Annotated in this window: 22 protein-coding genes and 1 tRNA gene; 16 read left to right on the top strand and 7 right to left on the bottom strand. The window is 41.6% G+C overall.

All coding sequences use genetic code 11. The annotated features are described in order from the left end of the window. Position 1 precedes the first annotated feature (1 nt). Complete coding sequence (locus A7985_RS01230) at positions 2-1951, top strand: pre-peptidase C-terminal domain-containing protein (RefSeq protein ID WP_065788629.1); 1950 nt, start codon at positions 2-4, stop codon at positions 1949-1951. Positions 1952-2020: 69 nt separating this feature from the next. Then, complete coding sequence (gene gloA, locus A7985_RS01225; protein WP_065788628.1) at positions 2021-2461, top strand: lactoylglutathione lyase; 441 nt, start codon at positions 2021-2023, stop codon at positions 2459-2461. A gap of 39 nt (positions 2462-2500) precedes the next feature. On the opposite strand, the gene A7985_RS01220 is transcribed toward gloA, so the two are convergent. From A7985_RS01220 to A7985_RS01205, 4 genes are all read right to left on the bottom strand, one after another. Continuing rightward, the gene (locus A7985_RS01220) at positions 2501-3253 is read right to left on the bottom strand and encodes a transporter substrate-binding domain-containing protein (RefSeq protein WP_081310381.1); all 753 of its coding nucleotides are present in this window, start codon (positions 3251-3253) and stop codon (positions 2501-2503) included. 81 nt (positions 3254-3334) lie between these two features. Then, positions 3335-6121: a collagenase gene (locus A7985_RS01215; protein WP_065788627.1), complete on the bottom strand. Its 2787-nt coding sequence runs from the start codon at positions 6119-6121 to the stop codon at positions 3335-3337. A gap of 309 nt (positions 6122-6430) precedes the next feature. Next, positions 6431-6742: a hypothetical protein gene (locus A7985_RS01210; RefSeq protein WP_065788626.1), complete on the bottom strand. Its 312-nt coding sequence runs from the start codon at positions 6740-6742 to the stop codon at positions 6431-6433. Positions 6743-6907: 165 nt separating this feature from the next. Beyond that, positions 6908-8398 (bottom strand): hypothetical protein, encoded by a 1491-nt coding sequence (locus tag A7985_RS01205; protein ID WP_141685241.1) that lies wholly within the window; start codon positions 8396-8398, stop codon positions 6908-6910. A gap of 319 nt (positions 8399-8717) precedes the next feature. Between A7985_RS01205 and A7985_RS01200 the strand changes: the two genes are divergently transcribed. The 5 genes from A7985_RS01200 to A7985_RS01180 all read left to right on the top strand — a co-directional run bounded on the left by A7985_RS01200 (position 8718) and on the right by A7985_RS01180 (position 15421). Next, on the top strand, positions 8718-9440 hold the full coding sequence (locus A7985_RS01200; RefSeq protein WP_065788624.1) for a metal-dependent hydrolase: 723 nt from the start codon (positions 8718-8720) through the stop codon (positions 9438-9440). A 193-nt stretch (positions 9441-9633) separates the two neighbouring features. Beyond that, a complete protein-coding gene (locus tag A7985_RS01195) occupies positions 9634-11052 on the top strand; it encodes an alanine/glycine:cation symporter family protein (RefSeq protein WP_065788623.1) in 1419 nt (472 codons plus the stop codon). A gap of 263 nt (positions 11053-11315) precedes the next feature. Beyond that, positions 11316-12314 (top strand): CobW family GTP-binding protein, encoded by a 999-nt coding sequence (locus A7985_RS01190; RefSeq protein WP_065788622.1) that lies wholly within the window; start codon positions 11316-11318, stop codon positions 12312-12314. Positions 12315-12467: 153 nt separating this feature from the next. Then, a complete protein-coding gene (locus A7985_RS01185) occupies positions 12468-14924 on the top strand; it encodes a M1 family metallopeptidase (protein WP_065788621.1) in 2457 nt (818 codons plus the stop codon). Positions 14925-14935: 11 nt separating this feature from the next. Next, positions 14936-15421: a DUF6702 family protein gene (locus A7985_RS01180; RefSeq protein WP_370671160.1), complete on the top strand. Its 486-nt coding sequence runs from the start codon at positions 14936-14938 to the stop codon at positions 15419-15421. 50 nt (positions 15422-15471) lie between these two features. On the opposite strand, the gene A7985_RS01175 is transcribed toward A7985_RS01180, so the two are convergent. Beyond that, positions 15472-16857, bottom strand: a complete 1386-nt coding sequence (locus A7985_RS01175) for a fibrinogen-like YCDxxxxGGGW domain-containing protein (protein ID WP_065788619.1) — start codon at positions 16855-16857, stop codon at positions 15472-15474. Between the two features lie 350 nt (positions 16858-17207). Between A7985_RS01175 and A7985_RS01170 the strand changes: the two genes are divergently transcribed. The 8 genes from A7985_RS01170 (at position 17208) to A7985_RS01135 (ending at position 22657) form a co-directional block, all read left to right on the top strand. Continuing rightward, positions 17208-17284, top strand: a tRNA-Pro gene (locus A7985_RS01170). Between the two features lie 582 nt (positions 17285-17866). Continuing rightward, on the top strand, positions 17867-18265 hold the full coding sequence (locus A7985_RS01165; RefSeq protein WP_065788618.1) for a hypothetical protein: 399 nt from the start codon (positions 17867-17869) through the stop codon (positions 18263-18265). An 800-nt stretch (positions 18266-19065) separates the two neighbouring features. Continuing rightward, a complete protein-coding gene (locus tag A7985_RS01160) occupies positions 19066-19317 on the top strand; it encodes a hypothetical protein (RefSeq protein ID WP_065788617.1) in 252 nt (83 codons plus the stop codon). Between the two features lie 3 nt (positions 19318-19320). Beyond that, entirely contained in the window at positions 19321-19746 is a 426-nt protein-coding gene (locus A7985_RS01155; protein ID WP_065788616.1) for a hypothetical protein, read from the top strand. A 797-nt stretch (positions 19747-20543) separates the two neighbouring features. Next, positions 20544-20828 carry a DUF7684 family protein gene (locus tag A7985_RS01150; protein ID WP_441843336.1) on the top strand — a complete coding sequence of 95 codons (285 nt, stop codon included), beginning with the start codon at positions 20544-20546 and terminating at the stop codon, positions 20826-20828. A 235-nt stretch (positions 20829-21063) separates the two neighbouring features. Continuing rightward, positions 21064-21366 carry a hypothetical protein gene (locus tag A7985_RS01145; RefSeq protein WP_065788614.1) on the top strand — a complete coding sequence of 101 codons (303 nt, stop codon included), beginning with the start codon at positions 21064-21066 and terminating at the stop codon, positions 21364-21366. Positions 21367-21713: 347 nt separating this feature from the next. Next, entirely contained in the window at positions 21714-22205 is a 492-nt protein-coding gene (locus A7985_RS01140) for a GNAT family N-acetyltransferase (RefSeq protein ID WP_065788613.1), read from the top strand. Between the two features lie 95 nt (positions 22206-22300). After that, positions 22301-22657 carry a hypothetical protein gene (locus tag A7985_RS01135; protein ID WP_141685239.1) on the top strand — a complete coding sequence of 119 codons (357 nt, stop codon included), beginning with the start codon at positions 22301-22303 and terminating at the stop codon, positions 22655-22657. Positions 22658-22830: 173 nt separating this feature from the next. Here A7985_RS01135 and A7985_RS01130 read toward each other — a convergent pair whose 3' ends face one another. Both A7985_RS01130 and A7985_RS01120 read right to left on the bottom strand, forming a co-directional pair. Beyond that, positions 22831-23682 (bottom strand): ATP-grasp domain-containing protein, encoded by an 852-nt coding sequence (locus tag A7985_RS01130; RefSeq protein ID WP_065788611.1) that lies wholly within the window; start codon positions 23680-23682, stop codon positions 22831-22833. A 315-nt stretch (positions 23683-23997) separates the two neighbouring features. After that, positions 23998-24441, bottom strand: a complete 444-nt coding sequence (locus A7985_RS01120) for a hypothetical protein (protein WP_065788609.1) — start codon at positions 24439-24441, stop codon at positions 23998-24000. Positions 24442-24713: 272 nt separating this feature from the next. On the opposite strand from A7985_RS01120, the gene A7985_RS01115 reads away from it, so the two are divergent. Continuing rightward, on the top strand, positions 24714-25841 hold the full coding sequence (locus A7985_RS01115) for an FAD-dependent oxidoreductase (RefSeq protein ID WP_218061272.1): 1128 nt from the start codon (positions 24714-24716) through the stop codon (positions 25839-25841). Positions 25842-25872: the final 31 nt, after the last annotated feature.

The raw sequence follows: 25872 nt of genomic DNA, 5'->3' as shown, positions 1-25872 counted from the left end.
TATGAAAGCGCTCCACATTGGTATCGCTAGTACGTTACTTATGGCAAACGCCAGTTATGCCGCAAGTGACTACCACCGCATAATCTGGGACGGAAACCCGAGCAGTCAGGCCACCATTGGCTTTACTCCATCTGGCGGTTCAAACCACGTCATAAAGTATGGTACTAGCACCAATGAATCAAGCTGGACAACTAAGTCCGTTACCGCAAGCCATACTTTTGCAGGCAGCTTAAACAGCCAGTTTGTTAAGCTTACAGGTTTACCTGCCGACTCCGCCATATACTATCGCGTATGTGATAGCACAGGCTGTGGTCAGCACCTTTGGTTTAAAACCGCACCGGCGAGTACCAATACCGGGTTTGTTGCCATTGCAGGCGGTGATACCAGAACCGGATGGACAACACGCCGCTCGGGTAACCAAATGGTCGCCAAAATTAGACCTTTATTTATCATGCATGGTGGTGACTATACCAATGCAAACTCAGCCTCTGAGATGAAAGAATACCTGAAAGATTGGCAATTGACGTTTTCTTCAGATGTGATTGGCGGTCAAAGCTATAAACGCGTCTACCCGTTCATTGCTACCCATGGTAACCATGAAGATGATAACTACAAAACGCTATGCCAAGTGTTTGGTGTCGACTACAACAATGATGGACAATGTACCAGTGCAGACACCTATGGCGCTTTCAACGTTGCAAACCTTTTACGCGTCTACACGTTAAATAGCCAATACAAGAATAGCGGCTGGTCAAGCTATGCAACCGCGATGAATAACTGGCTTAAACAGGATTTACAAAGCCAAGGTAACAGTGCAAAGTGGCGTGTTGCTCAGTACCATAAACCTATGTACCCACACTACTCAGGTAAATCTGATAACACCATTTTACACACTTGGTGGGCAAATGACTTCTATAACAATGCCATGAACCTTGTGGTTGAGTCTGATACGCATATCAATAAAATCACAGAAGCGCTGAAACCTTCTGGTAATAACTTCGTGAAGACGACTTCCGGTGGTACGGTTTATGTGGGTGAAGGAAGCTGGGGGGCGCCTGCTCGTTCGGCAAATGATCCTAAGTCTTGGACTATCGATCTAGCGAGCATTCAACAGTTTAAGGTGCTTTCAGTTACGCCCAACAAACTGGAAGTTAGAACGGCACAGTTTACCTCAGGTGCGAATACCCTCACGCGTGAACAACGTGCAGCAGATCCACTTGCACTGCCTGGTAACGTGAGTTGGTGGTATGCCAGCGGTTTGGGCGAAGTACTGCCTCTCGTTCGTAATACCAGCGGTCTTTCGGTAATAGAAACACCAATTGGGCCTGAGCCAAATGTACTTGAGAATGACGTACCAGTGACAGGCATCAGCGGTGCTAAAGGCGCAAAGTCTGTGTACACCATGGAAGTACCAGCCAATACGACCAGTCTTAAATTCTCGACCAGTGGCGGCACGGGTGATGTCGATATGTACGTAAAATTTGGCGCAGAGCCAAGCACATCAAACTACGACTGCCGCCCTTACAAAGATGGCAATAATGAGTCTTGTAATATCACACCAATTCAAACAGGCACCTATTATGTCATGCTAAACGGCTATGCAGCGTATAGTGGCGTCTCTCTGGTTGGCTCGTACAGCGCGACAACAAACCCAGGCAACAGACAAGAGTGGACTGGACTTAGTGCGAATAAATCTAATTGGAACTTCAAAACTTTTGATGTCCCAGCGGGTACCACTAAATTGACCGTTACTATCAGTGGCGGCACAGGTGACGCTGACTTATATGTGCGTTTAGGTAGCCAACCAACAACATCGAGCTATGAATGTCGTCCATATGAAAATGGTAACTCCGAAACCTGTACAATCACTAACCCAAGTGCAGGCACGTGGCATTTAGGTGTCAGAGCGTATGAAACATATAGTGGTGTAAAGTTGGTCGCTGAATACTAATTCGCGCCTTGCCCCTTGTGATGTAATAGTTAGCCCATATCTATAGGGCACTATCATGAGGGGCAAAATATGAATTTTCTACATACTATGGTGCGTGTAAAAGACTTAGACGCATCACTTAAATTTTATTGTGATCTGCTAGGACTTGTTGAAGTAAAACGCAAAGAAAGTGAAAAAGGCCGTTTTACCTTAGTATTTTTAGCAGCACCAGGGCAGCTTGAACAGGCCCAAGAGACCTTCTCTCCGACTATCGAATTGACTTACAACTGGGATCCTGAAGAATACACCGGTGGCAGAAACTTTGGCCATTTGGCTTTCGCTGTCGATGATATTTATTCACTGTGCGAAAAGCTACAACAAGCGGGTGTCACCATTAACCGTCCACCTCGATGCGGCCACATGGCTTTTGTAAAATCACCGGATGGCATTTCAATCGAGTTATTACAAAAAGATGAGCCCAAGCAACCCCAGGAACCATGGGTTTCCATGCCTAATACAGGCAGCTGGTGAGCTAACTCATAGAGTGAAGCCATGCTTCACTCTACTCAATTATTCAGAAATATGATACGAGCTCACTAATTGCTTCATGTGCTTTTTGAAGCCAATTGAGTTAGTCGTACTAAGTAACGTACCAAGTTTATTTTTGTACTTTTTTGGGACAAGCACTGCGCGGTAGTACTTTTGATGGGCTTGATGAGAAAGCGCTAGGCTAGTCCACCAACCATGTTTTCTTGCAAAGTAAAAATAGGTAGGACGGCTCACAACGGCAAAATCAACTTGTTGCTTAAGCACAAGCTCTAAAAGCGCTTTTTCACTTTTCGCATCAACACGTTGGAGTTTTTCTAGCTTTTCAGCGTCATGCAATTTAGGATAAAAATAGCCTTGTACACCCCCATAGCGCTTGCCATGTAATGATGTTGGGTTCTTATATTCAAATGGCCTTTTTACGCTCGAGACAAACTCGTCAGTATCGTAAAAAAGCGGATCACTCCAGAGGTATTTGATTTGATCATTATCCCCAAACCACGCCGGATTCACACCCAAAACCGCACCATTGAGCTGCTCTTGCTCTAATTCACTACGAATACGAGTTTTTGGCCTGAAAACCAGCTGATATTGAACATCATCATGAAACTCATTCAATAGCCTCACAATATCAAAATAAAGCCCTGACTTTTCTTTTAAGCTCACAATATAGGGGGGCTTATCATGGTACGTATACAGCTTAATGCGCGCTGCTTGTTCACTCCACGCACACCAAGGCAACACCATCAAAATGCCAACAATTATTAGCTGTACCAACGTAACTCCTAAAAATGACTGAATGGCAATACATTAAATTTATATCTTCGCCATTCAGTCATCAAGTTTTATCCACGGATGTTACTGACAACTGCCATCATTATATTTGACCAACAGCGTTGCACCTGATGGTGCCCCCGAAACTTTCAAGTAGCCCCAGTACTGACTTTGACCAGACAAATTAATACATTCGCTGTTGCCGTCACGTGCCGAACGCGCATCGACATTTGAGTCTGTAGGCCAGCCTTGATTGCTGTACTCAAGGGTTAAATCGCCACTGCCATGCGCTGTTTCAATACTGATATTGCCCTGATCTCGCACATTTTCAAGACTAAACCACATAGGCTCTTGACTCGCTAAACACACTGCGGTGCCCGCTATCAGGCGTCCATCAGATACACCGCCCTGTGTTTTACAAAGGTCCGGCAGTGTTGTTGGCGGCGCTGTAAAGTCCGCCGACAGTGAGACGTTTTCGAATGAGTTATATCCTCTCAACATGACGAAATAAGTACCTGCGGTTGGCGCTGCAATATCACAACGTTCCGCATTTCCACCCACATAAGGCCGACAATCGTAACTTGTGAGTGTAGGTGTTTGGCCGTGCTTAACATATAGATCCGAATCGCCAGTGCCACCTGATGTTACAATAGTCAGATTGGTCGCCCCTGCTGGCACTTGAATCTTGAAGTGTTTCATCTCATCTTGCTGTGCAGCTACCGTAACGGTTTGCCCTTTTTGTAACTCAGTAACGCCATCGCTGTCTTGTGCGACATTAGCGGTTGTCGATACTGTCGCACGAGCCCCCTGCGGATCGCTTACGGTCAACGACACAGTGTACTCACCCTTAGCATTGTAACTGTGTCTAGGGTTTGCTTCTGAACTTTGATTGCCATCACCAAACTGCCATAGGTAAGTAAGCGCCTGCCCTTCTGGATCTGAGCTACCTTGGCTACTAAAGACAATATCGCTGCCTACAGCCCCTGAATATGGGCCATTAACTACGGCTGTTGGTGCTTTGTTGTCTGCTCCACCAGCTAGGTCAAGTGTCCATTGCGTGAATTCTTGAGAATAACGCTGCGCCCAACCATCAATGGTAGCCTTATACCCACTCCAATTGCCTTGCCTTGTTTGCGATAACATGACTTTCAATTCTTCGAAGTGACGCTCAAACATAAAGCGCACGGCTAAGTACCCCCATCGGTAAATTCTATCCTGATCAAAACCAGCGTAGGTCGTCGCAAAGATTTCATTCAGTTGATATGTACTGCCATCTTTGATGGTATCAATGGCGGCTTGGTTGTCATTCAGGTTAGCAACGTACTCTGCAACCCCTTCACTCCACCACACGATGGCTTCAGTCGGTGCATTGAAGTCACCATACAAATCAAATCGACCATCCAAATAATGCACATATTCATGCTCTAAGTTCCACACAAAGTGGTCAGCCTTAGCATAACTTGCCTCATAAGCGATAAAGTTTGCTTGATTACCAACTTTACTCGGATCGCCCTCTAAATACATACCGCCGTTATTGGTATCAATTTTAAAGATAGCTTTGGCATATTTGGCGTAATCGCCACTACTATCAAAAATATTCACCTGTAACATAGTATTGTTGTCATCAGCCACAGGCGTATTGTTTGTTTCTAGCATGTCATGAAAACGGGTTTCTTCTAACGCCATGGTTTGGCACGCAGACAGGTGCTGGGCATTGGTCATGTTTTGCGAACGAATGCGAATCGTTGAACTACATTGGTATGTTTGTGACAATGCTTTACCTGTAAGCTCTTGCTCAAAGTTACATATTCCAAAATCATTACAGTCAGCATAATACGTTGCGACATCAGCGGCGGCTAACCAAATACCATCACCATAACCAAAGCTTTCATAGCGACTAAATAAGGCTTTTAGTGCAGTATCTACAGCAGGTTGAATTGCCGCATTTTTGTAGTTTTTCAAACGTGCTAATTCACTTGCTGAGTTGATGATCATGTATTCCGCATCGGACCCAATCATCCAGCTTTGTTTGCTAAAGTTATCCAGTAGACTTACAAGTGTGGTATCTGATTGCACTAACGTGACAAAATTGTCGTTCCACTGGCCTCTGAATAAAATCGTGAATATCCCATTAACCGCGCTGCGCATATTCCATTTATCAGCATAGCTTTGGTTCCAACGTTGCAACCAAGATTTAACGACCGGTAAATACACGTCCTGCATCTCGGAAGAATCCATCGTGGTGATAACTTCTTGCAATACGCGGCCATGTGCATCGCTGTTGTTGTAAAAGTTGCTATTATTCACAAAACTATCGATAGCGCCTTTCACGACTGGCTTTAGATCTGCACCAAACGTTACAGAATCATTGTAAAATTCAACGTAATACCCTGCACGAATGAATAAGAACAAAGACTCTAAAGCGGCACTACCGTTACCATCGTAGCTGGACGCCTGGGATCTTGCATATTCCGCAGCTGCGCGCATTTTGGCCGTTGTAAACACGGCTACTTGTGTTGCACTTGGCGCGCTAAAGAGTTGATTGACACAAGTCGTCCCCTGACCCACCACTAAGTTTGCAATATTACTCGCACTGGCCTGTGCTAATTGATCTAAATTACAGTTTGCCGCGATTTCATTTGATGCCGACAACATCACATCTGCCGTCATCAAGTTCGCTGCGACAAAACGCGACTCACTTTGAGCTGAGGGGGCTTTTTCGTTGTGTTTTATACCGTGTTCATCACCATGAGAAAGGTGCACTGGAGAAGATGTTGTCAATGGTTTAAATGCGCGTTCAGCTTGATGCTCATGCGCATGTAAACTGAATGCTAATACCGGCAATGACAAGACAATTGCTTTAAGTTTCATATTATTAACCTTTTAAAATGTGTATCCAAACCCGCTAACCGGGAACATATTTTTAACACACTAGCAATATTGCATACAATATATTTTATATAACTTTACGTAATAAACAGACTAATAATTCGGCACTTTAATTATTTTTTGTTAACTATTTTATTCTTAGAAGGTCAGTCGGGCTTTGCTCTGCAACACAAAAACCCCATAAATTACAGGTGATTATGGTATCAATAAGTAAAACTATGACAATAGAGGATGTTTGAAATCTGACAGCTTTATTTCAATCGTTTTTGAGTTTTTTATAACACGAAGGTGCTAAATATGGACTGGTTTATTCAAATATTGAATATGAATGACACCTTGATTACGCATAGTAACCAACAACGTTTGCTTTTCTAATCGAAGGGGATAATCACCATCAGGCAAATTTCTCTTTGTCAGATTATTTAACCCCTCAACCAGGCCTAATGTTTCAATTTGGCTGTGTTGCTCGGCACGTTGATGAGATTGCTTGACGTAATCCAGCCCCTGATCAACACACTTATCAACTACCGCTTTCGCTACGCGCTTACCAGCTTGACTTTTTAATGTTTTAAAAAATAATGACTTGAAAATAGTGGAAATCATGTACCTATCCTACCTTAATAATCTGCGACTATTTTGCCACGCGAAATTATTACACTCCATTACACGGATAAGTTAAGCAGGATAAAGTGCTGCTGTCAGCCTTTTTGATGCAACAAATAGTTTCTAAATGTGTCGCAGTATTAACGGGCTTTTCTTGCTTGCAAATCAACTATTGCTTTGCCTTACAGGTTTTAGTTTTACATCTCTCAAACGGTCACCACTGCATAACGGGTCACAACTTAAAACCATATAATTGGCAGCTTCACCAATCATATTGTATTTGCACATATTGATATGTTGAGCAGCCCCATGGGTTACTGCATGAAGTGCTTGTACGACGGTCACCCGCTCAGATGGATCTAAAGTGCGCTGTTCACTGGTGTAATGGGCCGGCATAGCCTCAATGTCCCGTTCGCAGGCTATTTCAGCTAACCTTAAAGGGGACAAAGGCTCACTGGGAAAGTTGCTTTGTAGGCATAGATTGCAGCCATTTTGAAGCACACTTTTACAAGGTACTAAAATTTCATTGAAGTGATAGTCATTCACCCACTTAAACCCGCTTGTTGCGAGTCGCCCCATACTGAGCCCTACAGAGGTTTGGTGACTCAGCCGAGTAAGCTGGGCAGACTTTAATACTTCGCAATGATCTAGCCGCGCAAGCTCATCGATATGGCATTGGAATGTGTCATAGGTCGAAAATGAACACTGCCTTGTACTGGATTCAACCAGTTTATCAAACAACAATGCAACGAACTGGCTTTGAATGGCGGCCTCGAAATGGCAAACCCCTTGCTTTTCTCCTTGTTCGATAATTCCATCAAATGCGCAGCCCAACTCACTTAACTGCCAAACAAGCTCATTGTCGCGAAAAGCCCAAGGTAAAATAGACATTCCTTCAGCAGTGACGAAGCTAAACTGCTTAAGTGATTCAATAAAGCTCTTAAATGAAGGTGATTTGCCCAGCGCACTCGCCTTCACTCTATCAATTAGCTGCGTATTAACATAGGCAGAAGAAAAGTCGCTGCTCACAATACACACCGGCCTATTGATGCCGATTGCATCTAAAGCTTGCACACTCAATGCTTCAAGCGGTTTTCCCCAATTTAAAAGATAAGGTTCTAATCCAAAACAGAATAAACAATCCCCTTTTTTAAGACTACTATCTAAATATGTAAGGGCATTAAAAACATAGTCGCAGCCATAGTTTTGACTCACTCTTGTCGCGACACCGCTTAACCCGTGTAGCCCCAAGTCGGCATAATGACGACACAAAGCAGACTCAACAAGATAACAATGAACACTCATACAGCTAGGCATCATGGATTCATGAGACTGCAATTGATGGAACCGCACCAACCCATCCGTTTTTTTTACCGCTTTGTACACTTCATGAAAGTGCCCAACGCCAACCAGCTGTCCATTTTGTACCGCAATGGCTTCAGCTGTTTTAACCGTATCTGAAAACTCTGTGTATATTACACTGCCATGACGTGCATCATAGATGTCAACTTGCTGCTCACTCTCGCTTGAGCATTGCGATTGAAGTGAAGGCGTGAAAAGATCTGGTGTATATTTATCAGCCAATCGATTCAGCCAGGTTTGGATAAAAGGGCTCTCCATTGGGTGGCTTTGCAGCATTGGATTTAGAAAGTGCATCCCTTATCACTCCCGAATAACGTAAAAAGCTTGGTTCGTGTCATGGCCACTCAACAACCTCAAGGCGGCTCTCCAATTAGGCTAGTAAAGTACTCATGTAAAGAACATTACATATCATTACAGTAGCCAATAAATGCACCTGTTTACCAGAGGTTCCTCTTGTTTTTTGCAAAAATATGACAATCGCACACGTATTTATGAATATGTAAGCGTATTCGACGAACCTTGCTATTATCCCTTCGCGCTGACTCGATTTAATGTACACTAAGCACCTTATGACACTAATGACTACTAAACAGATCAAACACTTGGAAGTGATATGGCAAACTTTTCTACCCACTTAAAGGCTTCAACAATTGTCAGTGCAACACTCAGCTCTGTACTTTTAAGTATGTCTGAAGTCAGTGGTTTTCAGGCTTTAGGCTTATTTATTGTCGGCGCATTGGCAGGGCTATTACCGGACTTGGACTCCGACAAGTCAAAATCATTGAATAGTTTGTTTAGTATTTTTGCCATTTTAGTCGCTGGGATTTTACTACTCAATTTTCAGTTCAATTCCATAATAGAAACATGGGTGCTAGGACTTAGCGTATATTTACTATTTATGTTTGTCATTAAACCTATTTTCGAACACTTTACGGTGCATCGCGCAACGCTGCATTCTTTATCAGCAGTTTGTATGTTCGGCTTACTGACATTTCACAGTAGTTTGCTGCTTGGTGTGACACTGCACCTCGCACTACTTTGCAGCATTTTTGTTTTTATAGGGGCCTTGACACATCTAGTCCTGGACGAATGTTATAGCGTAGATATAGACAATAAAGAACTAAAAGCATCATTTGGTACCGCGCTCAAACCCATTGATTTACGTTACCCTTTCACCTCCCTTGCACAGGTTGGTATCACTTTAGGTTGTGTCTACTTTGCGATGCCCTATTTTTCAAACGTGAGCGATATATTTAATACTTGGATAGCCAAACTCCAAACTATACCCTTTTTACCTAACCTCTCCGACTATGAATGGCCATTCGAATTATCTTAACACTTACTTGGTAACCTATAGCTTGGTACAAAAAAGAGGTAAAGCACTGCTATTTAATTGAAAATATTAGTCAAAATACCGATACGGCCTGTTCAATGTATCGTTGTAATTATCGCAGTAATTTCATGAACCGCCCTATTTATGGTAAGTTACGCTCTCAAAATTATTCGTTACCTTAATCAAAGGATATCCGATGGCTGAGTTTATTAACCAAATCAGTGGCCTGTTGTGGGGACATATTCTTATATACCTATTAATAGCAGCCGGTGTTTTCTTTACTGTGAGACTGGGGTTCATTCAATTTGCCCAGTTCCCCCATATGATCAAAGTTATGGCCAACAGCCGTAATGGTTCAGGTGAAGGGATTTCATCATTTCAGGCGTTTTGTACATCGCTGGCGGCTCGCGTGGGCACAGGTAACATGGCGGGTGTTGCTGTAGCACTATACCTTGGTGGCGCGGGCGCGATATTTTGGATGTGGTTAATTGCACTGATAGGCATGGCAACCAGCTTTGCAGAAAGCGCCCTCGCACAGCTCTACAAAGTAAAAGATGAAGAAGGCAACTACCGCGGCGGACCAGCATACTACATGCAGTACGGACTGAATAAACGCTGGATGGGCGTGTTATTTTCGCTGTGCTTAATTCTTGCGTTTGGATTGGTATTTAACGCCGTACAATCAAATTCCATTGCAGCAGCATTTGAAGTGGCATTTGATGTACCTAAATACATGATGGGTATCATCTTAGTGGTTGGCTCAGCTATCATTATCTTTGGTGGTTTAAAAACAATCGCACGCTTTGCAGAGCTCGTGGTACCGTTTATGGCACTTGCATACTTACTCGTTGCGCTGTACGTATGTTTTAGCAACTTTTCGCAGCTTCCAGCGGTCTTTAAGCAAATTATTGACAGCGCATTTGGGCTGGAGCAAGCCGCTGGCGGCGCCGTGGGTTACGCGGTTATGCAAGCGATGATACAAGGTATAAAACGAGGCTTATTCTCTAATGAAGCGGGTATGGGTAGTGCCGCAAACGCAGCAGCAAGTGCAACGCCTAATCCTAACCACCCTGCCTCTCAAGGCTATGTACAAATGCTTGGCGTGTTTGTAGACACGATTGTTATTTGTAGTGCTACCGCAGCGTTGATCTTACTTTCAAATCAATTAGTACCAGACTCTGGTTTAACAGGTATAGCACTTACTCAAAAAGCCATTGTTGAACACGTAGGTGACTGGGGCGCTGTATTTATTGCGGTTGCGATTTTCTTTTTTGCATTCACGTCAATTGTTGCCAACTATAGCTATGCTGAAACAAACCTGATTTTTCTGCAAGAAAATAAAATGGCGATGATGGTTTTCCGAGTTTGTGTTTTAGGCATGGTGATGTTTGGTGCTGTAGGCGAACTTGGTCTCATATGGACATTAGCAGACATTTCAATGGGGTTAATGGCTATCGTCAACGTTGCCGCTCTGTTTATGCTCTCAGGTATTGTTATATGGTTAGCTAAAGACTACCGAGCTCAGTTAAAAGAAGGTAAAACACCTAAATTTGACCCAAGTAGCCGACCAGAAATTGCTAAAACACTGCCAGCAGGGATTTGGCACAAAAAATAGCCTTTAGTTTATTGAAAACGGCAGCAAACCTGCCGTTTTTCTTTCTTTGATTGATAACCTCGACTATATCAATTGCCCCTTCCTATTATTTTCAATCAGCTGAAAAGAGACTTCAGCACTGCCCTGCACAACCGTGCGCTACCCATAGACGAATTAATCTAAGATTATACAATTCGGTAGAATTCAATAATTGTTATATTATAACATTTCAAATATAATCCACTCGAACCGTCACCATCGCTTTGAATATTTTGGAGCAAGCAATGCAAAATACACGTGCGCCAATTTCGGCCATTCCAGCCAATATCATTACTGGTTTTTTGGGAGTGGGTAAAACCTCAGCCATCCAACATCTGATTTCGCAAAAGCCTGAAAATGAACGCTGGGCGATTCTGGTCAATGAATTTGGAGAAATCGGCATTGATGGCAATCTGTTGAATGGACAACAAAATGACTCGGTATTCATACGTGAAGTACCCGGCGGCTGCATGTGTTGTGCGTCAGGTCTGCCAATGCAAATCGCATTAAATCAACTGCTCAGTGAAGCTAAACCACACAGGCTACTCATTGAACCTACAGGCCTTGGCCATCCGCTCGAAGTCCTACAATTACTCTCTAATGACTATTACCAGAAACTTTTAAACTTAGAACAAGTGATCACTTTGGTAGATGCTCGTAATTTAGAGAATAAACGCTACACAGAGCACGCAACTTTTGTTCAACAAATTGCAATATCAGATGTTGTGATTGGCAATAAGCAAGATTTATACGCCCCTCATCATCAAGACACACTCACTCGTTACTTATCAGAGCAAGGTTTTGACAGCAAAAAGCTATACTTTTGCGAGCAAGGTCAATTAGATAGCCAATGGTTAGTTGGCCCGACAAAAGCACTTATTAAACCTCCCTGTCACCACCACCATCACGAAGTCGACCCTACGAGAGACATCAATACCCAGCCCATTCCAAACAGCGGCTTTCTTGAAGCACAAAATGAGGGAGAAGGTTTTCTCAGTGTTGGCTGGCGCTTTTCACCAGATCAAATATTTGATCGTCAGAAATTGCACCAATTTATCACCAGTATTGAAGCTGAACGCCTCAAAGCCGTATTTATAACTGCTCAGGGTATCTTTGCTTATAACAAAACTGCCGATGGCATCACAGAAATAGAGTTAGACGAATGTTTGGAAAGCCGCATTGAGATCATTGCATTACACCGAGATCCAAAATGGCAAGCGTTATTACTTAATTGCCTTATTTAAAATGCCAAAACACTCATCGCAAACGCTTTATTTACATTTTTTAGCGTTGTTACAATATAACAATTGCAAACTATAGGAGGTTTCTTACGACCTAACCAACATATACCGCTGTGATTCAGCAATTAAAATAGTGAAAACAAGAAAGAATATAAAATGAAAACAAACACATCATTAATCATTGCGCTGCTCGCACCGCTGATATTTTTATCTTCAGCTCACGCGTCAGCAATAAAACAAACAAAGGGCGACTTTGAAGACAAATTCCGTCAATTGGATGAAGTACTGCCTACGCCAAATGTCTACCGCAATGCGGCTGGAGAGCCCGGCCAGCAATACTGGCAACAAAAAGTAGACTATAAAATTAAAGTCTCTCTTGACGAGAAAAAACGTCGGTTAACTGGTCATGAGAAGATCACCTATCATAACAACTCACCCTACCGTCTAAAGTACCTTTGGGTTCAATTGGACCAAAACATCTTTAAAGATGACTCTATCGCCAATATGGCGAACAATTTTGGTGGCGTTGGGCGCAGAGGGCCCCTCACACAGGCTGGCGATACGAATAAGCCTGCGAAAATCAGTTTAGGCGAGCTGAGAAGACAGCAGTTTATGACTGACAATGAGCTTGGCTACGAAATCAGTGCCGTGACAGATAACCGTGGTAAAAAGCTAAGCTTTACCATTGTGGGTACACAAATGCGTATTGATTTACCCAAGCCTTTGAAGTCAGGCGACTCGGTAAAGTTTGCCATTGACTTTGCGTTCAACATTGTCGAAGAAGACGCAGTGTCTGCGCGCTCTGGTTACGAGCACTTTGCTGATGATGCCAGACCAGGCGGTAATGACATATTCTTGCTCGCACAGTGGTTCCCAAGAATGCACGCCTATACCGATTATGAAGCTTGGACCAACAAAGAGTTTCTTGGACGCGGTGAATTCACTCTAGAGTTTGGCGACTACGAAGTCGAAATTGAAGTACCCGCTGACCATATTGTTAGTGCAACAGGTGTACTGACCAACCCAAAAGATGTGCTGACTAAAACACAACGTGCACGCCTAAAAGAAGCGAAAACCGCCAAGCGCCCAGTTTTTATCGTGACTGAAGAAGAAGCGCTCGATAATGAAAAAGCAGGCACCAATAAGCGTAAAACTTGGAAGTTTAAAGCGGACAATGTACGCGATTTTGCGTGGGCTTCATCACGTAAATTCATGTGGGATGCACGTGGCTACCAGCAAGGCGGTGACGAGATGCCGCACGTTATGGCGATGTCTTTCTACCCCAAAGAAGGGGGTGACCTTTGGAAAAAGTACTCAACAGAATCTGTGATCCACACAATGGAAGTGTACTCTCGCTTTTCATTTGACTACCCCTATCCAACTGCACAGTCGGTCAATGGCCCAGTGGGCGGTATGGAATATCCGATGATCACCTTTAACGGTCCGCGTACAGAGCTTCAAGACGATGGCACACGTACCTACTCTCAAGCTGAAAAGCGTTTCTTGATTGGTGTTGTCATCCATGAAATTGGTCACATCTACTTCCCTATGATAGTGAATTCGGACGAGCGCCAGTGGACGTGGATGGATGAAGGCCTAAACAGCTTCCTTGATGGTGTGGCAGGACGTGAATGGGATCCAAATATTCCATGGGGTGTAGAACCCAGAGACATCGTCGGGTATATGAAATCTGAAAATCAGGTTCCAATCATGACCCAATCTGACAGCGTCTTAAATTTAGGTCCTAATGCCTATACTAAGCCAGCAGCTGCTTTAAATATATTACGAGAAGTAATTTTAGGCCGTGAACTATTCGACTTTGCGTTTAAAGAGTTTTCTGAGCGCTGGCGTTTTAAACGCCCTACACCATCTGACTTTTTCCGTACTATGGAAGAAGCCTCTGGTGTTGACCTAGATTGGTTCTGGCGAGGCTGGTTTTACTCGACCGATCACGTTGATATTTCCGTAGACAAAGTGTACCAAATGCGTCTAGATACACACGATCCAGACATCGACTTTGCCCGCGAACGCCAGTTTGAACAAAACAAACCTTCATCGCTTTTCGTTGAGCGTAATAAAGCTGAAGGCAAGAAGTTATGGATTGAATTGAACCCAGATATTAGCGACTTTTACGACGAAAATGATCGCTTTACGGTCACGAATAAAGAGCGAAACCAATACAGGGAGTTCATGGAGTCTCTTAAACCATGGGAGCGCAAAACGCTTACCCGCGCGTTAGAAGAGGACAAAAACTATTATGTGCTTGAGTTCTCCAATCTTGGTGGACTGGTTATGCCTATCTTACTAGAGCTAAGTTATGAAGATGGCAGTACAGAAAATCAGTATATTCCTGCTGAAATTTGGCGTCGTTCGCCAAAGCAAGTTCGTAAGTTAATCGTGACTGACAAAAACAAGGTGCTAAAGCAAGTTGTTGTCGATCCAGGTTGGGAAACGGCCGACGTGAATATTGAGAACAATCACTACCCTCGTCGTATTATTCCTTCTCGCGTTGAAGCGTATAAAAAGGCGAAAAGTAAGGACAAAGTGAAGCGCGATATCATGCAAGACATCAAAACTAAGATCAAAGCTGACAACCAGCAAGAGGATAAGTAATGGCTAAGCACATTCACCTTTTGGCAACCGTGTTAATGTTATTGATGAGTACCACGCTGATGGCTCACCAACAAAAGGCATCTGAAACAACGGCCTTGTTTAACAAAAATACGGGTCAGCTAGAGCTGATGCATCGCTTTTATCTTCATGATACTGAACATGCCGTGCAGTCACTATTTGATAAACATGCTGACATTCTGAACTCAAAAGAAACGCAGCAACAGTTTGCCGACTATGTGGCCAAGCAGTTTCAACTTAAAACCTTAAACGGTGACGCCATAGAACTCACAGACGTTGGATTTGAAGTAGACGGTAAGTTTTTTTGGGTATACCAAGAAACCAAACTATCTGAAGCGACTGCTGGCATTAAAATGTTTAACGGCGCACTAAGAGACCTGTGGCCTACTCAGGTCAATATGGTCAACGTTGAAGGTAAAGGCAAAATTCGTACTTTGTATTTTAGCCATGATAAAACTTGGCTAGTAACGCGTTTTTAAACCCCTCTGCTATTGTCAAGGAGCAACCTCTTCAGGTTGCTCCTTTTTCTTTATCTCACAAAGATATACGTAGTTTGTTCTACCGCTATACCCGCGACATTGCCAGCTTTATACACCCCGCCTGCATACGCATAGATATTGTGATAGTTTAACATTGAATAGTCACTACCAGTGCCACTGCAACCCGATGTCTCATGCCAGTAAAGTCTGAACTGATGCTCACCTGTCATACCATGATTTCTACCTAACGTATCTTGAAGTGGAATACAGCTCGCGTTGTTCAATACTGCAATATCAGCAACCGCAAACACACCGACATCACGCATCGTAACCATTAACTCTTGACTGTTATTTTTATAATGAACCCACTGAGTGTCGGTTAAGTGATAGTTGTCATCAAATGAAGTGATGTTTTGTGTCGCTGTAAACAGTACTTCAAAGTCATGAATGTGATTGTACGCTTTACCCGGTACATAACGGATCCCCATAAGGGTCCAACCGCCCCCTTCGGTCTCCATGTCACAGTAAGTGGTGAATTCAGGCAACCCTCCCGTGCCGTCAGGATCTAGTGTGTAGTAACCAGATTTCGCAGCTGAGTCTTTATCTAAAATAGCCTTACAGCTCGTATTTCCAATTGCTGGGTTGACATTTTTGTTGGCGCGGATGGTCGCGGTATCACCACCAATTGACGTAATATCTTGTGCAAATAGGTGTCCATTGATATCAAGAACATTAATCACTTCATGGACATGCACAAGCTCTGCATCTCGTGATTGCTCTTCCTGTAAAAACAGCTCATGGCTTTCGAATTGCACTGGTAACTCGTCTACTTTAACTTGGTTTAGCCTATACACTTCACCCGTATCCAAATTTCCTGATTTGCTAGGCGCATATACAGCCAAATATGCAACCGTTTGCCCAGCACGTGTATTTGCTGCCGTTTGTAATTCTTGATATTGGATTTTGGCACTAAACCCAATTTGATTCACACTATTAGCACGTGCCACATAAGCAAACCCACCATTGTCAGACTGAGGGCTTAAAAATAAGTATGGAACTTGATCGTACTGCTGTGAAAAGTTAAACGTTTGGTTAGCCGTGCTTAAATCAACAGTGCCTACCTCCCAAATAGACCCGTCTTGCATGGTGTGCGTGCCTGCACTGAGTTTGAGTGTTGAGATAGTCTCATTGGAATGCGCACCATCGAGATATTCCCACTCTTTAAAGCTTACTGTAAACGTTCCATCTTGATTGTTTTGTAATGCAACTGCACCAGGCTCTTGATCTAGGTTACTTGCAACACCTGAAATCACGACTTCATTGTCTGCAACGTTTAACACTGCGCCAATGTTGTCCGTCGTATTTTCAACCAGTACAACTGCGCTTGCAGAGCAAGCAGCCAACACCGATACTGTCAGTAAAGCTTGTTTAAACATATGTGTTTCCTTTTTGTCATTGGATATTTGGCGGCTTCAATGCCACCTTGTGATGCAAAGGCTAACAAACTCTATGGGTTTGATATAGATAGTCAGTAGTAAATAATTATATTTTTCATTAACTTAGGAATAAGCTATTAGACATTTTGGGCTAAAGCAGTGCAAGGGTTAACTTTTGATAAGTTACAGTATCTATTTTCACATCATATTTACAAATTGGTTTTTTCGACTTTTTTCGCTAGAAAATACAGCCAGTAACACTCAATTTAAGTGATATGATGAATTAATGTCCAAACAAACCAATTAGTTATTGCCTTTTAAAATAAAATCATTATAGTGACAAACCAAGTCGGCATATAGCGCAGCTTGGTAGCGCACTGTCATGGGGTGTCAGGGGTCGCAGGTTCAAATCCTGCTATGCCGACCAGCTTTTCCCCTACCTTTCAAATACTTGGAAAGGTATTTCAACACCTAAACCTTATCTTGTGCAAAATAAGTGCAAAACCTCAGCTCAAAAACACCGTAAAACTCACGCTTATTTACTTACAACAGCAAGCACCTGAGCCTCAGCAATCAACATAGAATTACCAGCAAGAAGTAATGTATTTTTACCCAGCCCTTATATTAGCCTCAGCATTTGGTATTAACTTAGAAGCCCTGGCGGCAAACTACAATATTGAACGTCTGGTAATCAGAAGCGCAACTTTTTGCTAATTCCTGCCCTATTACGTTTTTTTGCGTTACTAATTGCACTACCAATTCTGCTGGCAGTGCGTGATATAGCGTATCTTGGAGTGCTTGCATGGCTGCGAGATTCTTAACACATAAAGCGCACGGGCTGTGGTCAACAGCACGTGTAGAACCATAACCTTAGGAAATTTCAGCGCCTATATATGGGTAATACGCTTGAGAAATTAGCACAAAATGGTGTATAACGAGCCAAATCACAATAAACGCTTACTTATGCTAATGAGCACGGGTATCTAAGGCGTTAACGAACGAAAAGTACATGGACTATTTACCTAAATTATTTGCAGAAAAGTTCAACGCAAAGCATCAACATGCTTTTTTTAAGCTGCTTGGTTTAATGCTTCTTATATTTATCCTTTCTCAACTTGCAAATGGATTTTCTCAGTTCCTCAGCGAAATTATCTTTTTCACGGGTTTTGCAGTCGTGCAAGTTGTGATGATGGGGTTCGCTTCAGTTAACTATTTTAATAAAAGTAAGATAAGTAAAGGTCCCTTGCCGTTCTTAACTCCGCTATATGCAAACCCTATATTCTGTACAATCAAAGAGACTTGTAAGCGCCTTTACCACACTATATTTTTAATGATATTCCATGCATTTTTACTAACTGCTTGCTTAACAGCTCTTTTTCCTATTTTGGCAAGAGTTTTTAGTAGCTAACAAATCCAGCAAAAAGACCCCAACACACTTGGTTGGTAATTATTTTTGTAGCTTTACTGATTTCAGCTTGGCAACCTATGAAGACTTTTCTATTACTAGAACCTTGTTTAAGCAAGGCGGGAAATGAGCATCAAATGGAAACTTGTGTATTTGTCAAAGTTGCGCTGAAACCAACACTTTCATTTAAGCATGCCGGAATCTAGTCGTTATCGTAATTTAAAATTTTCAGCTGGTGGTGCTTAAAGCCACATTACTGTAAACATTAAGGGGGATAAAATAGTAAAATTACAGCACTGCACTTAACAAATGCATTATTAATGGCGCATAAACTTGGTTTGAACACGCTCTTTGACTCGTTTTATCTAGTCTTCTTAAGCAACCAATATCATTAAAAAATGAAGACTTGCCTGCATACAAACTGAAACTTTAGCTCAGTAACATTTTTGGATATGAAATACACCCAAATAAGTCATCGATCGCTCTAAATTACAATCAATTACTCTGACCCCTTTGATTCCTGTCATTCAGTTACTGAAATGCTCGGTAAAACAGTCATTTATATGTAGTAGAGCAACTTTAAATAGTTAATAATGCTGGTATAAATTTCAGGTTTAGACTTATTTTTGGGAAGGAATTTTCCTACTCTTTCGTTTATTCTACTCACACTTTTGCCTTTCAGTAATTTTTATTGGCAGCATGAATAGCTCAATAGAAATCATAATAGGTTAATTAAAAATTATAGGCACATAACAGCGAGCTCGGATTGTAAGTTAAGCCACGATACTTTCAAGGAATATACTGTGAAATCAACAAGTATTGAAGCATGGTTATTTGTGGTGCTACTAATCACAGCGATAACGATACCCTTTCTTGTTGGCGTTATTTTTTTCAAAATATACAGAAGAATAAGACCTTTTGAAGTGCCCGATGAAGAGTCCTTTAGTATAGCTGCAAATATTTCCGCCACCAGTGATAGCTTTTTCAAAATTTTAATAACAGGCTACTTTATTTCGTCTCCAGTTATCTATTTACTCTTTAAAGAGTATCTATAAATTATGAACATAACTCTAATAAATCTTCTAAAATACTACATTTTCCCAGATACGAAATCTGCTAAAGGTTATAAGGTTGCGGTTTACGGTGGTGTTGTTATATGTGCACTGCTGTGGCTAATATCTGTTATAAGTTTCTTTGCCGTTGAAATGCCATCAAGAGACCTTGAAGGAATCAAGACCCTAATAGACAATCAAGGCTTTGGGTTTTACGTATTAGTCTCTGCTTTATTTTGGATGACGCTTACATTGTCTATGCATGATTTTCCAAAAATTTCGGGGGTAACTGGCATAGCGTACGTATTATACGCTTCATATCAAGATGTCTCGGATGGAGAAGTTGGCCTTTATCTGCCTTTGAGCGGGCTAATTGTCTTCTTGCTTCTTATTAACCCAGTTATCGCAGGTCTGAGAGCCAAGAGCATATAACAAAACCCTCAAACAAGAACTCATGAAGGCGTTTAGGATCATTTTAAACTAAACGCCTCATAGCCGCACCTGTAAAAAAGTCCTTAAAGTGGAGTATGGACTTTATGTATCATTGGTGTTTATGACAAGGGCACAAAATGTATGGCTTGCGCTCCTTAATCACCATTACGTCCATCTGCTTTTATGTCCTTTATTAAGGCGTTAGGTTTATTTTCAAATATCCAAAATACCACAACGCAATTGTAAATTTATAGCCTAAATCATCGCCTTATTTGACCTGACTTTTATAGCCATAGGCGTAAATAGTAAAGAATATCCACTTAGACCGACTGAATTGAGTACAGAATTTCTACCTTGTGAAGAAAATAGCAGTGTATAAACAAAGGTTGGTACAGCAACGGCAATGTTCAAATTGTAAATATTCCAAGTCGAGTTGGACAATTATCTGAACTTATTGAACGTCATAATGAGCATATTAATAAAGCTAAACTGGCCAAAGAGACATTTCAAACGCAGGATTACCAAGTTTAACCCCTAATTAAACGAGCACTAACCGTTAAATGAGAAGGGTGAACAGTTTTTAGTTATGCCTTTTCTAGCGTAGTGGAAAGCTCACATGACGATGTAAAAGATACGTAATAAAACATCGGTAAGATACACACCTAAAATACAGAGCAATAGCACCAAACCCTGCTAAAAACTATGTATTTTTCAAAAGTATAGAGCGCTTTTCAATATATCAAACAATCGCCATGTATAACGTTACATAACAAATGAATGCATAAAATTTATATGCCATGAAGAATTCGAGAGTAGTTTTAGTTTCTACGCGACGCTATAGCACTGAACAGAATGAGATAATTTTATCTCTATTGGATAGAGGATATGTTTTGTTTTGCGTCGTTGGTGTTGACTGTGAAAAGATTGAAGATATTATTGATGAACTGGCAATCGGCGACTCTATAACACCAAAATTTATAACAACGACAAGTCACCCCGCGGAGTCTGTAGATGATGTAATTAACTTCGCTAAAATGCTAACGCTTGATAGTAAATCCGATATAGATGTATTAATCATATAAAAATCCATATCAAATGAAAATCCCCCACAGAAAAACCACCTTAAAATACTTATATATTTTAATTTCACTTATCTTCACCAAATTTTATTCAATAAAAACCCCAAAATAGTGACAAAGTTTCGAGATACTGCTATGGTGAATCGCAATAAACATTACACATTAAAACCTGTTATTACTCTCTGAGTTTTATAATAAAATTGATGTAGTTAAAAACACTCAAAAATATAGTGAAAATATGTGGACTTGGTTACTAAGAAAGATCAAAAGAGATAAATTTAGAGAGCCGAAAATCAATTCAATGAGAATTCTTTTGGCGCATCTTGATGTATCTCATAAATCAGATTGTAAACCTTTAGTATGTCGTATTGAAAAGATCTTGAATGAATTTGAGAGTGCTATCACCATCGATGTTTCCGATGCTTTGGAGCTTTATAAAGAGCCATCTGAACTAATAGATATTGCCGAGAAAAATGACTGGTTAGAACAATGTTTATTTGTAAAGAAGCGACTAGAGTTTTATCATACGGGTAAGCTCTAACTTTTTGGCATCACAACGGTTTAGTACAAACCCATTCAACCAAACTTACAATACTCTGGCGCTTGCTTATCATTGTTACTCGACCCCTTTTACACACCTAGAGCGTTGAATTAACCAAAGGATTCAAAGTTAATGGCATTCTCCAATTGAATTGTCACTTTCTTATTGAAACTTGGGGAGAAATAGATGTGTTACGTTGTGACATTCGGGACGTAAACGCATATAATCCCGCCTTTTTGCTTACTGGTTACAATTCGCTTTGAAGAATATTGCGCAGGTCACATTTAGCATTTAACTTTAGTCAAAATTAACACAGTACAAATTTAACTCACAAGGATGCAAGGTACATGAAGATTCAAGAAATAAAAGAGGAAAACTGGCCTGCTATCTTGAACATTCAAAATGACGCTTATCATCAAATTGGTCCGGAAGAGTTAGAAGTACTCAAATCTAAATATTCCGCGTCACCGGAAACATGCTTTGTCTGTGTTTCAAACCAAAATGATGTATTGGGCTATTTGTTAGCGCATCCATGGCATGGCACTCAGCCACCAAAACTATTTGAGCCTCTGCCAGATACTGGAAATAGTGATACCTTATTTCTGCATGATATGGCAGTTAACTCACAATCAAAGGGAAAAGGTATAGGCCGTAAAATGGTGAAAGAGCTTATAAGAGTCGCATTACAGAAAAGGATTAAGAGAATAACGCTTGTTGCAGTTCAAGGTGCTGATAGCTTTTGGTCAATGCTAGAATTCACAAAAGTTCCAAGGCCAACCATATGCCCTAGTTACGGCGAAAACGCAGTTTTAATGAAAAGAGTATTAATAACTCAGTGAGGGCCTTTCAACCAAATAACTTTACAGCAAATTTGGTCGACTAAAGCAATTACTCTGCCCCCTTTGATTTTGGTATTTTCACGAGGTATTTAACGTTGTTCAGATTTACAATACTACTCCTAACTTTTGGAATGATGGGCTGTAGTTCATATCAACCACTTGATGGTTACCCTCACAATGGGGCTAGCGGATATTCAGAAAAAGTGCTAACCGAAAACAAATTTCTCGTTCGTGTTGACGGTAGTAATAATGAGTCATATGACAGTTTAAGAGTAAAGTTAATGCGTAGAGCTGCTGAACTCTGCGCTGGTTCATTTGAGCTTTCAGATTACACAATGAAGCAAGGTTTTGTAATTCATGCGAAAAGGGTCCATTGGCCTTATGTAACCGCAAACTTGAAATGTACGAACCCACCAGTAGATAAATCCGTGTTAATTTCAGGCGGCGTATAAAAACACACTAAAAATGACGACATACGCTTAGTTTGCTCTAATGCGAGTCGAAAGTTACTAAACGCCAGAGTGAATAAAGTAATGTACTGGGCTAGCTAATAGGCTTTATAAATAATAAGTGCCACTAGCCCAACACTGAGCGCGACTCAAAACCGCCCCCCTTATCTAGTCACTCAAACAGCCCTCACCTCTTCCATCAAAGCATCGGCAAGCATTGACGTACATTTGTCACTAAAGTGCAGCGCTAACTCGGGTTCGATTAGCTCTACTTCCATCAGCTTAGGACCAAATTCGGACGGTAATAAATCTATGCGTGCAATTAACGGACATTCGGGTAACGCATCCAACACTCTCTTTGCTAATTTCTGTTCATCAGGTAAGGCTTGATGCGCTTCAAGTAACTGATTGCCAAGTTCAGAATGAAATGCGGGTTTGCTAAACGCATGTGAAAAGCTTTGATTTATATATACAAGGGAGCGTTCACGCTCAGTTTCCACTGCTTTTTGATACGGTTGCAATATCACTGCGAAGCGTTTGACAAGTTCGTTAAAGTGCACAGCCCCTTCTGTGCTTAGAGATGATGTATTAAAACGTTTAGCGCCAAACGCACTGGCACCAATTGATGGTTTAATAACGACATCATGCCAATCATTCTCATTGCATGTTTTCAAAAGCTCAGTCACGGTAGAAGGTGATCTTGTTGGTATTACATTTATTCCCTTAGACACTAACTCTAACAAATAAGATTTGTTGCTATTCCACAATTGCAGTTCTGCTGAATTCACCAGTTTGGTAGCTGTCGAAACCTGTTTAATCCACTGGTGCCATGTTGTTGGCTGTAGATGATAGTCCCAAGTTGAGCGCACTAGGGCTAGGTCACTTAGAGACCAGTTAACCCTATAATCATTCCAAACTGCAAATTGAACATGGACGCCCCGCTTTGTAAGTTCGGCCGCCAAAATTTTATCATCGGCGACCCCTTGTGGCGCATCTTGGTGTGTCACGATTGAAATTACGGGCTTCATAGTCATATCCTCTGTAAAGCTGTGCACAGCACATCAGTTTTACTTTAGAGGCTAAGTTAAAAAAGCTAAGGTATAATATTGATGACCGTTCTCGCTAAGCAGCCTCTTTATAGCTGCCGGGCCGTCCCGGTCTTGAAGGCCCTTTTTAAAGGGGCGGGAGCGTCTCGCCGCCCTAAAAAACTAGTAGAGCTTGAGCAGAGAATCAATACAGGAGTATTGAATATTTCAAATAACCGTAATGCAAACTTGCAATGCGCTTTTAGCGAAGGGCATGATATGCAAAGTGCAGGTTATACTCAAACTACCTCTAGTGCATTAAAACTTATAACCAATATTGATAAATAAATTGGCTTCTTTTTCTTCTTCGATTACTTTGGAACTAAAGATTGTAGAGGATTCCTCATTGACGAAATAACCCACACCAGTACCCAACTCCCAGCCTGAGTTATGAAAGCCACTGACATGGTAATTATAAGTTAACGCAACATAATCGGTATAATCACCGAAAATCAGAAGCATTCTACCAGCATTGAAACCTAACGCGTGTTTGGTATTCTCAGACACGACATATTGCCCCCCTACAGATACGCCGTAAAGACCTAAAGAGGCAAAATATTTACTATTTTCCTGTTTTAGAGCCGCTTGTACCCCAACTATACCGCCATATTGTAGCCCTATACCCGAAGAAAACTCAAAATCGTCCGCATGTGATGAATATGAGGCAAGTGCAATCGTTAACGGAAAAATGGCTTTTAGCATTATGTGGCTCCTTGTTAATGCTCAAAAAATTATACTGTATTTTTATAATTCTAAAAAAGGAACAAACCTTATACATTTTTTACAGAAAATCAACTATATAACAAAAAAATTAAGCCCTTAAATTAAATAAATGGGTTATAAAACAACCAATAGAAATGACAAGCGCAATGTGTACTGTACCTTAATCAGATAAGTAGCATCGTCTCCTTTCACTTTACATTTAATTAAATTGGGTACAATGTGATACTATATCAATACGAAAAGGACGATTTATGATGAATAGACGCGATCTTTTAATTGGAGCGGGATATAGCCTTGGTATGTTAGGGTTAGCCTCATGCGCATCAATCCCAAAAGCTACTCCCAATAAGCAAAGCCGATACGCTCATTACAAAGCGCTCAAGTCTTCAATGGATAGAGTCACCCATTCAGTTGTCGGTCTGCGCCCTTTTAGACCGCAAGGGTACCGTCTAGAGTTGGAGCAGCTCGAAAATAAAACCATCGTACATAATTATGGTCACGGAGGTGGTGGCATCACGCTTTCTTGGGGTACATCTATCATCGCAGCTCAACTTGCGAGCCAACCCCTATCTCGAGATATAGCAGTACTAGGCTCCGGTGTCATGGGCTTAACAACCTCCCTTTTGCTAGCGCAACAAGGTTTTAATGTCACAATCTATGCAAAGGACTTTCCACCAAACACAACTTCTAATATTGCTGCTGCACTGTGGCTACCTAGCAGTTACTTCGATAAAAAAGTAGTCACCTCGCAATTTTTAACACGAGATAGGCCGATCATTCGCGGATCTTTTGCGCGCTTTCTCACTTACGTAAACCGTCCTCGCTACGGGGTATGTTGGAACAATTACCATCTACTGCTGCCTGAAGAACGCCAATCTATAAGTACTCTACCTGGTGGTAATGACTTATATCCAGAACTCGCAACAAGTACCAACGATAACTTATTTGGCTATCCATATCAGAGCTATATGAAGGCGTTAATCATTGACCCAATGCTTTATTTGCCCGCTCTTTTACAAGATGCGCAGCGCGCGGGTGCCAAGTTGAAGTTCGCACAGTTTAAGAGTGTAGATGACGTCTTCTCACTAAAAGAGAGCGTCATTGTCAACTGTACCGGACTTGGCGCAAGTGTGCTCTTTGGTGATAACAGCATGTACCCCATTCAAGGCCAATTAACACACTTACTCCCTCAACCCGAGATTACCTATTCCTATGTCGTGCCAACGCCAGAAGGCTATCTCTACATGTTTCCGCGTAAAGGGTCAATTGTCATAGGCGGCACGGCAGTAAAAAGAGCATATGACACAAAGCCAAATGATCAGCTGACACTGAATATGGTGAGAGGTCACGCAGATTTGGCAAGAAAATTAAGCACCTAATGCCCTCTTCTTACGAGAACAGCTAAGTAAA

Origin of the sequence: Pseudoalteromonas luteoviolacea (genome assembly GCF_001696455.1) — a bacterium.
In the GTDB taxonomy this organism is placed as follows: Bacteria; Pseudomonadota; Gammaproteobacteria; order Enterobacterales; family Alteromonadaceae; genus Pseudoalteromonas; species Pseudoalteromonas luteoviolacea_C.
This window is presented reverse-complemented; position numbering and strand designations above follow the sequence as displayed.

Bases quoted from the DNA above. Each gene is read 5' to 3' on its own strand.
- A7985_RS01165 (WP_065788618.1), top strand. From the start codon at position 17,867: ATGGACTATTTACCTAAATTATTTGCAGAAAAGTTCAACGCAAAGCAT.
- A7985_RS01115 (WP_218061272.1), top strand. From the start codon at position 24,714: ATGATGAATAGACGCGATCTTTTAATTGGAGCGGGATATAGCCTTGGT.
- A7985_RS01230 (WP_065788629.1), top strand. From the start codon at position 2: ATGAAAGCGCTCCACATTGGTATCGCTAGTACGTTACTTATGGCAAAC.
- A7985_RS01190 (WP_065788622.1), top strand. From the start codon at position 11,316: ATGCAAAATACACGTGCGCCAATTTCGGCCATTCCAGCCAATATCATT.
- A7985_RS01175 (WP_065788619.1), bottom strand. From the start codon at position 16,857: ATGTTTAAACAAGCTTTACTGACAGTATCGGTGTTGGCTGCTTGCTCT.
- A7985_RS01155 (WP_065788616.1), top strand. From the start codon at position 19,321: ATGAACATAACTCTAATAAATCTTCTAAAATACTACATTTTCCCAGAT.
- A7985_RS01195 (WP_065788623.1), top strand. From the start codon at position 9,634: ATGGCTGAGTTTATTAACCAAATCAGTGGCCTGTTGTGGGGACATATT.
- A7985_RS01150 (WP_441843336.1), top strand. From the start codon at position 20,544: ATGAAGAATTCGAGAGTAGTTTTAGTTTCTACGCGACGCTATAGCACT.
- A7985_RS01140 (WP_065788613.1), top strand. From the start codon at position 21,714: ATGAAGATTCAAGAAATAAAAGAGGAAAACTGGCCTGCTATCTTGAAC.
- A7985_RS01200 (WP_065788624.1), top strand. From the start codon at position 8,718: ATGGCAAACTTTTCTACCCACTTAAAGGCTTCAACAATTGTCAGTGCA.
- A7985_RS01145 (WP_065788614.1), top strand. From the start codon at position 21,064: ATGTGGACTTGGTTACTAAGAAAGATCAAAAGAGATAAATTTAGAGAG.
- A7985_RS01120 (WP_065788609.1), bottom strand. From the start codon at position 24,441: ATGCTAAAAGCCATTTTTCCGTTAACGATTGCACTTGCCTCATATTCA.
- A7985_RS01185 (WP_065788621.1), top strand. From the start codon at position 12,468: ATGAAAACAAACACATCATTAATCATTGCGCTGCTCGCACCGCTGATA.
- A7985_RS01210 (WP_065788626.1), bottom strand. From the start codon at position 6,742: ATGATTTCCACTATTTTCAAGTCATTATTTTTTAAAACATTAAAAAGT.
- A7985_RS01215 (WP_065788627.1), bottom strand. From the start codon at position 6,121: ATGAAACTTAAAGCAATTGTCTTGTCATTGCCGGTATTAGCATTCAGT.
- A7985_RS01130 (WP_065788611.1), bottom strand. From the start codon at position 23,682: ATGAAGCCCGTAATTTCAATCGTGACACACCAAGATGCGCCACAAGGG.
- A7985_RS01205 (WP_141685241.1), bottom strand. From the start codon at position 8,398: ATGCACTTTCTAAATCCAATGCTGCAAAGCCACCCAATGGAGAGCCCT.
- gloA (WP_065788628.1), top strand. From the start codon at position 2,021: ATGAATTTTCTACATACTATGGTGCGTGTAAAAGACTTAGACGCATCA.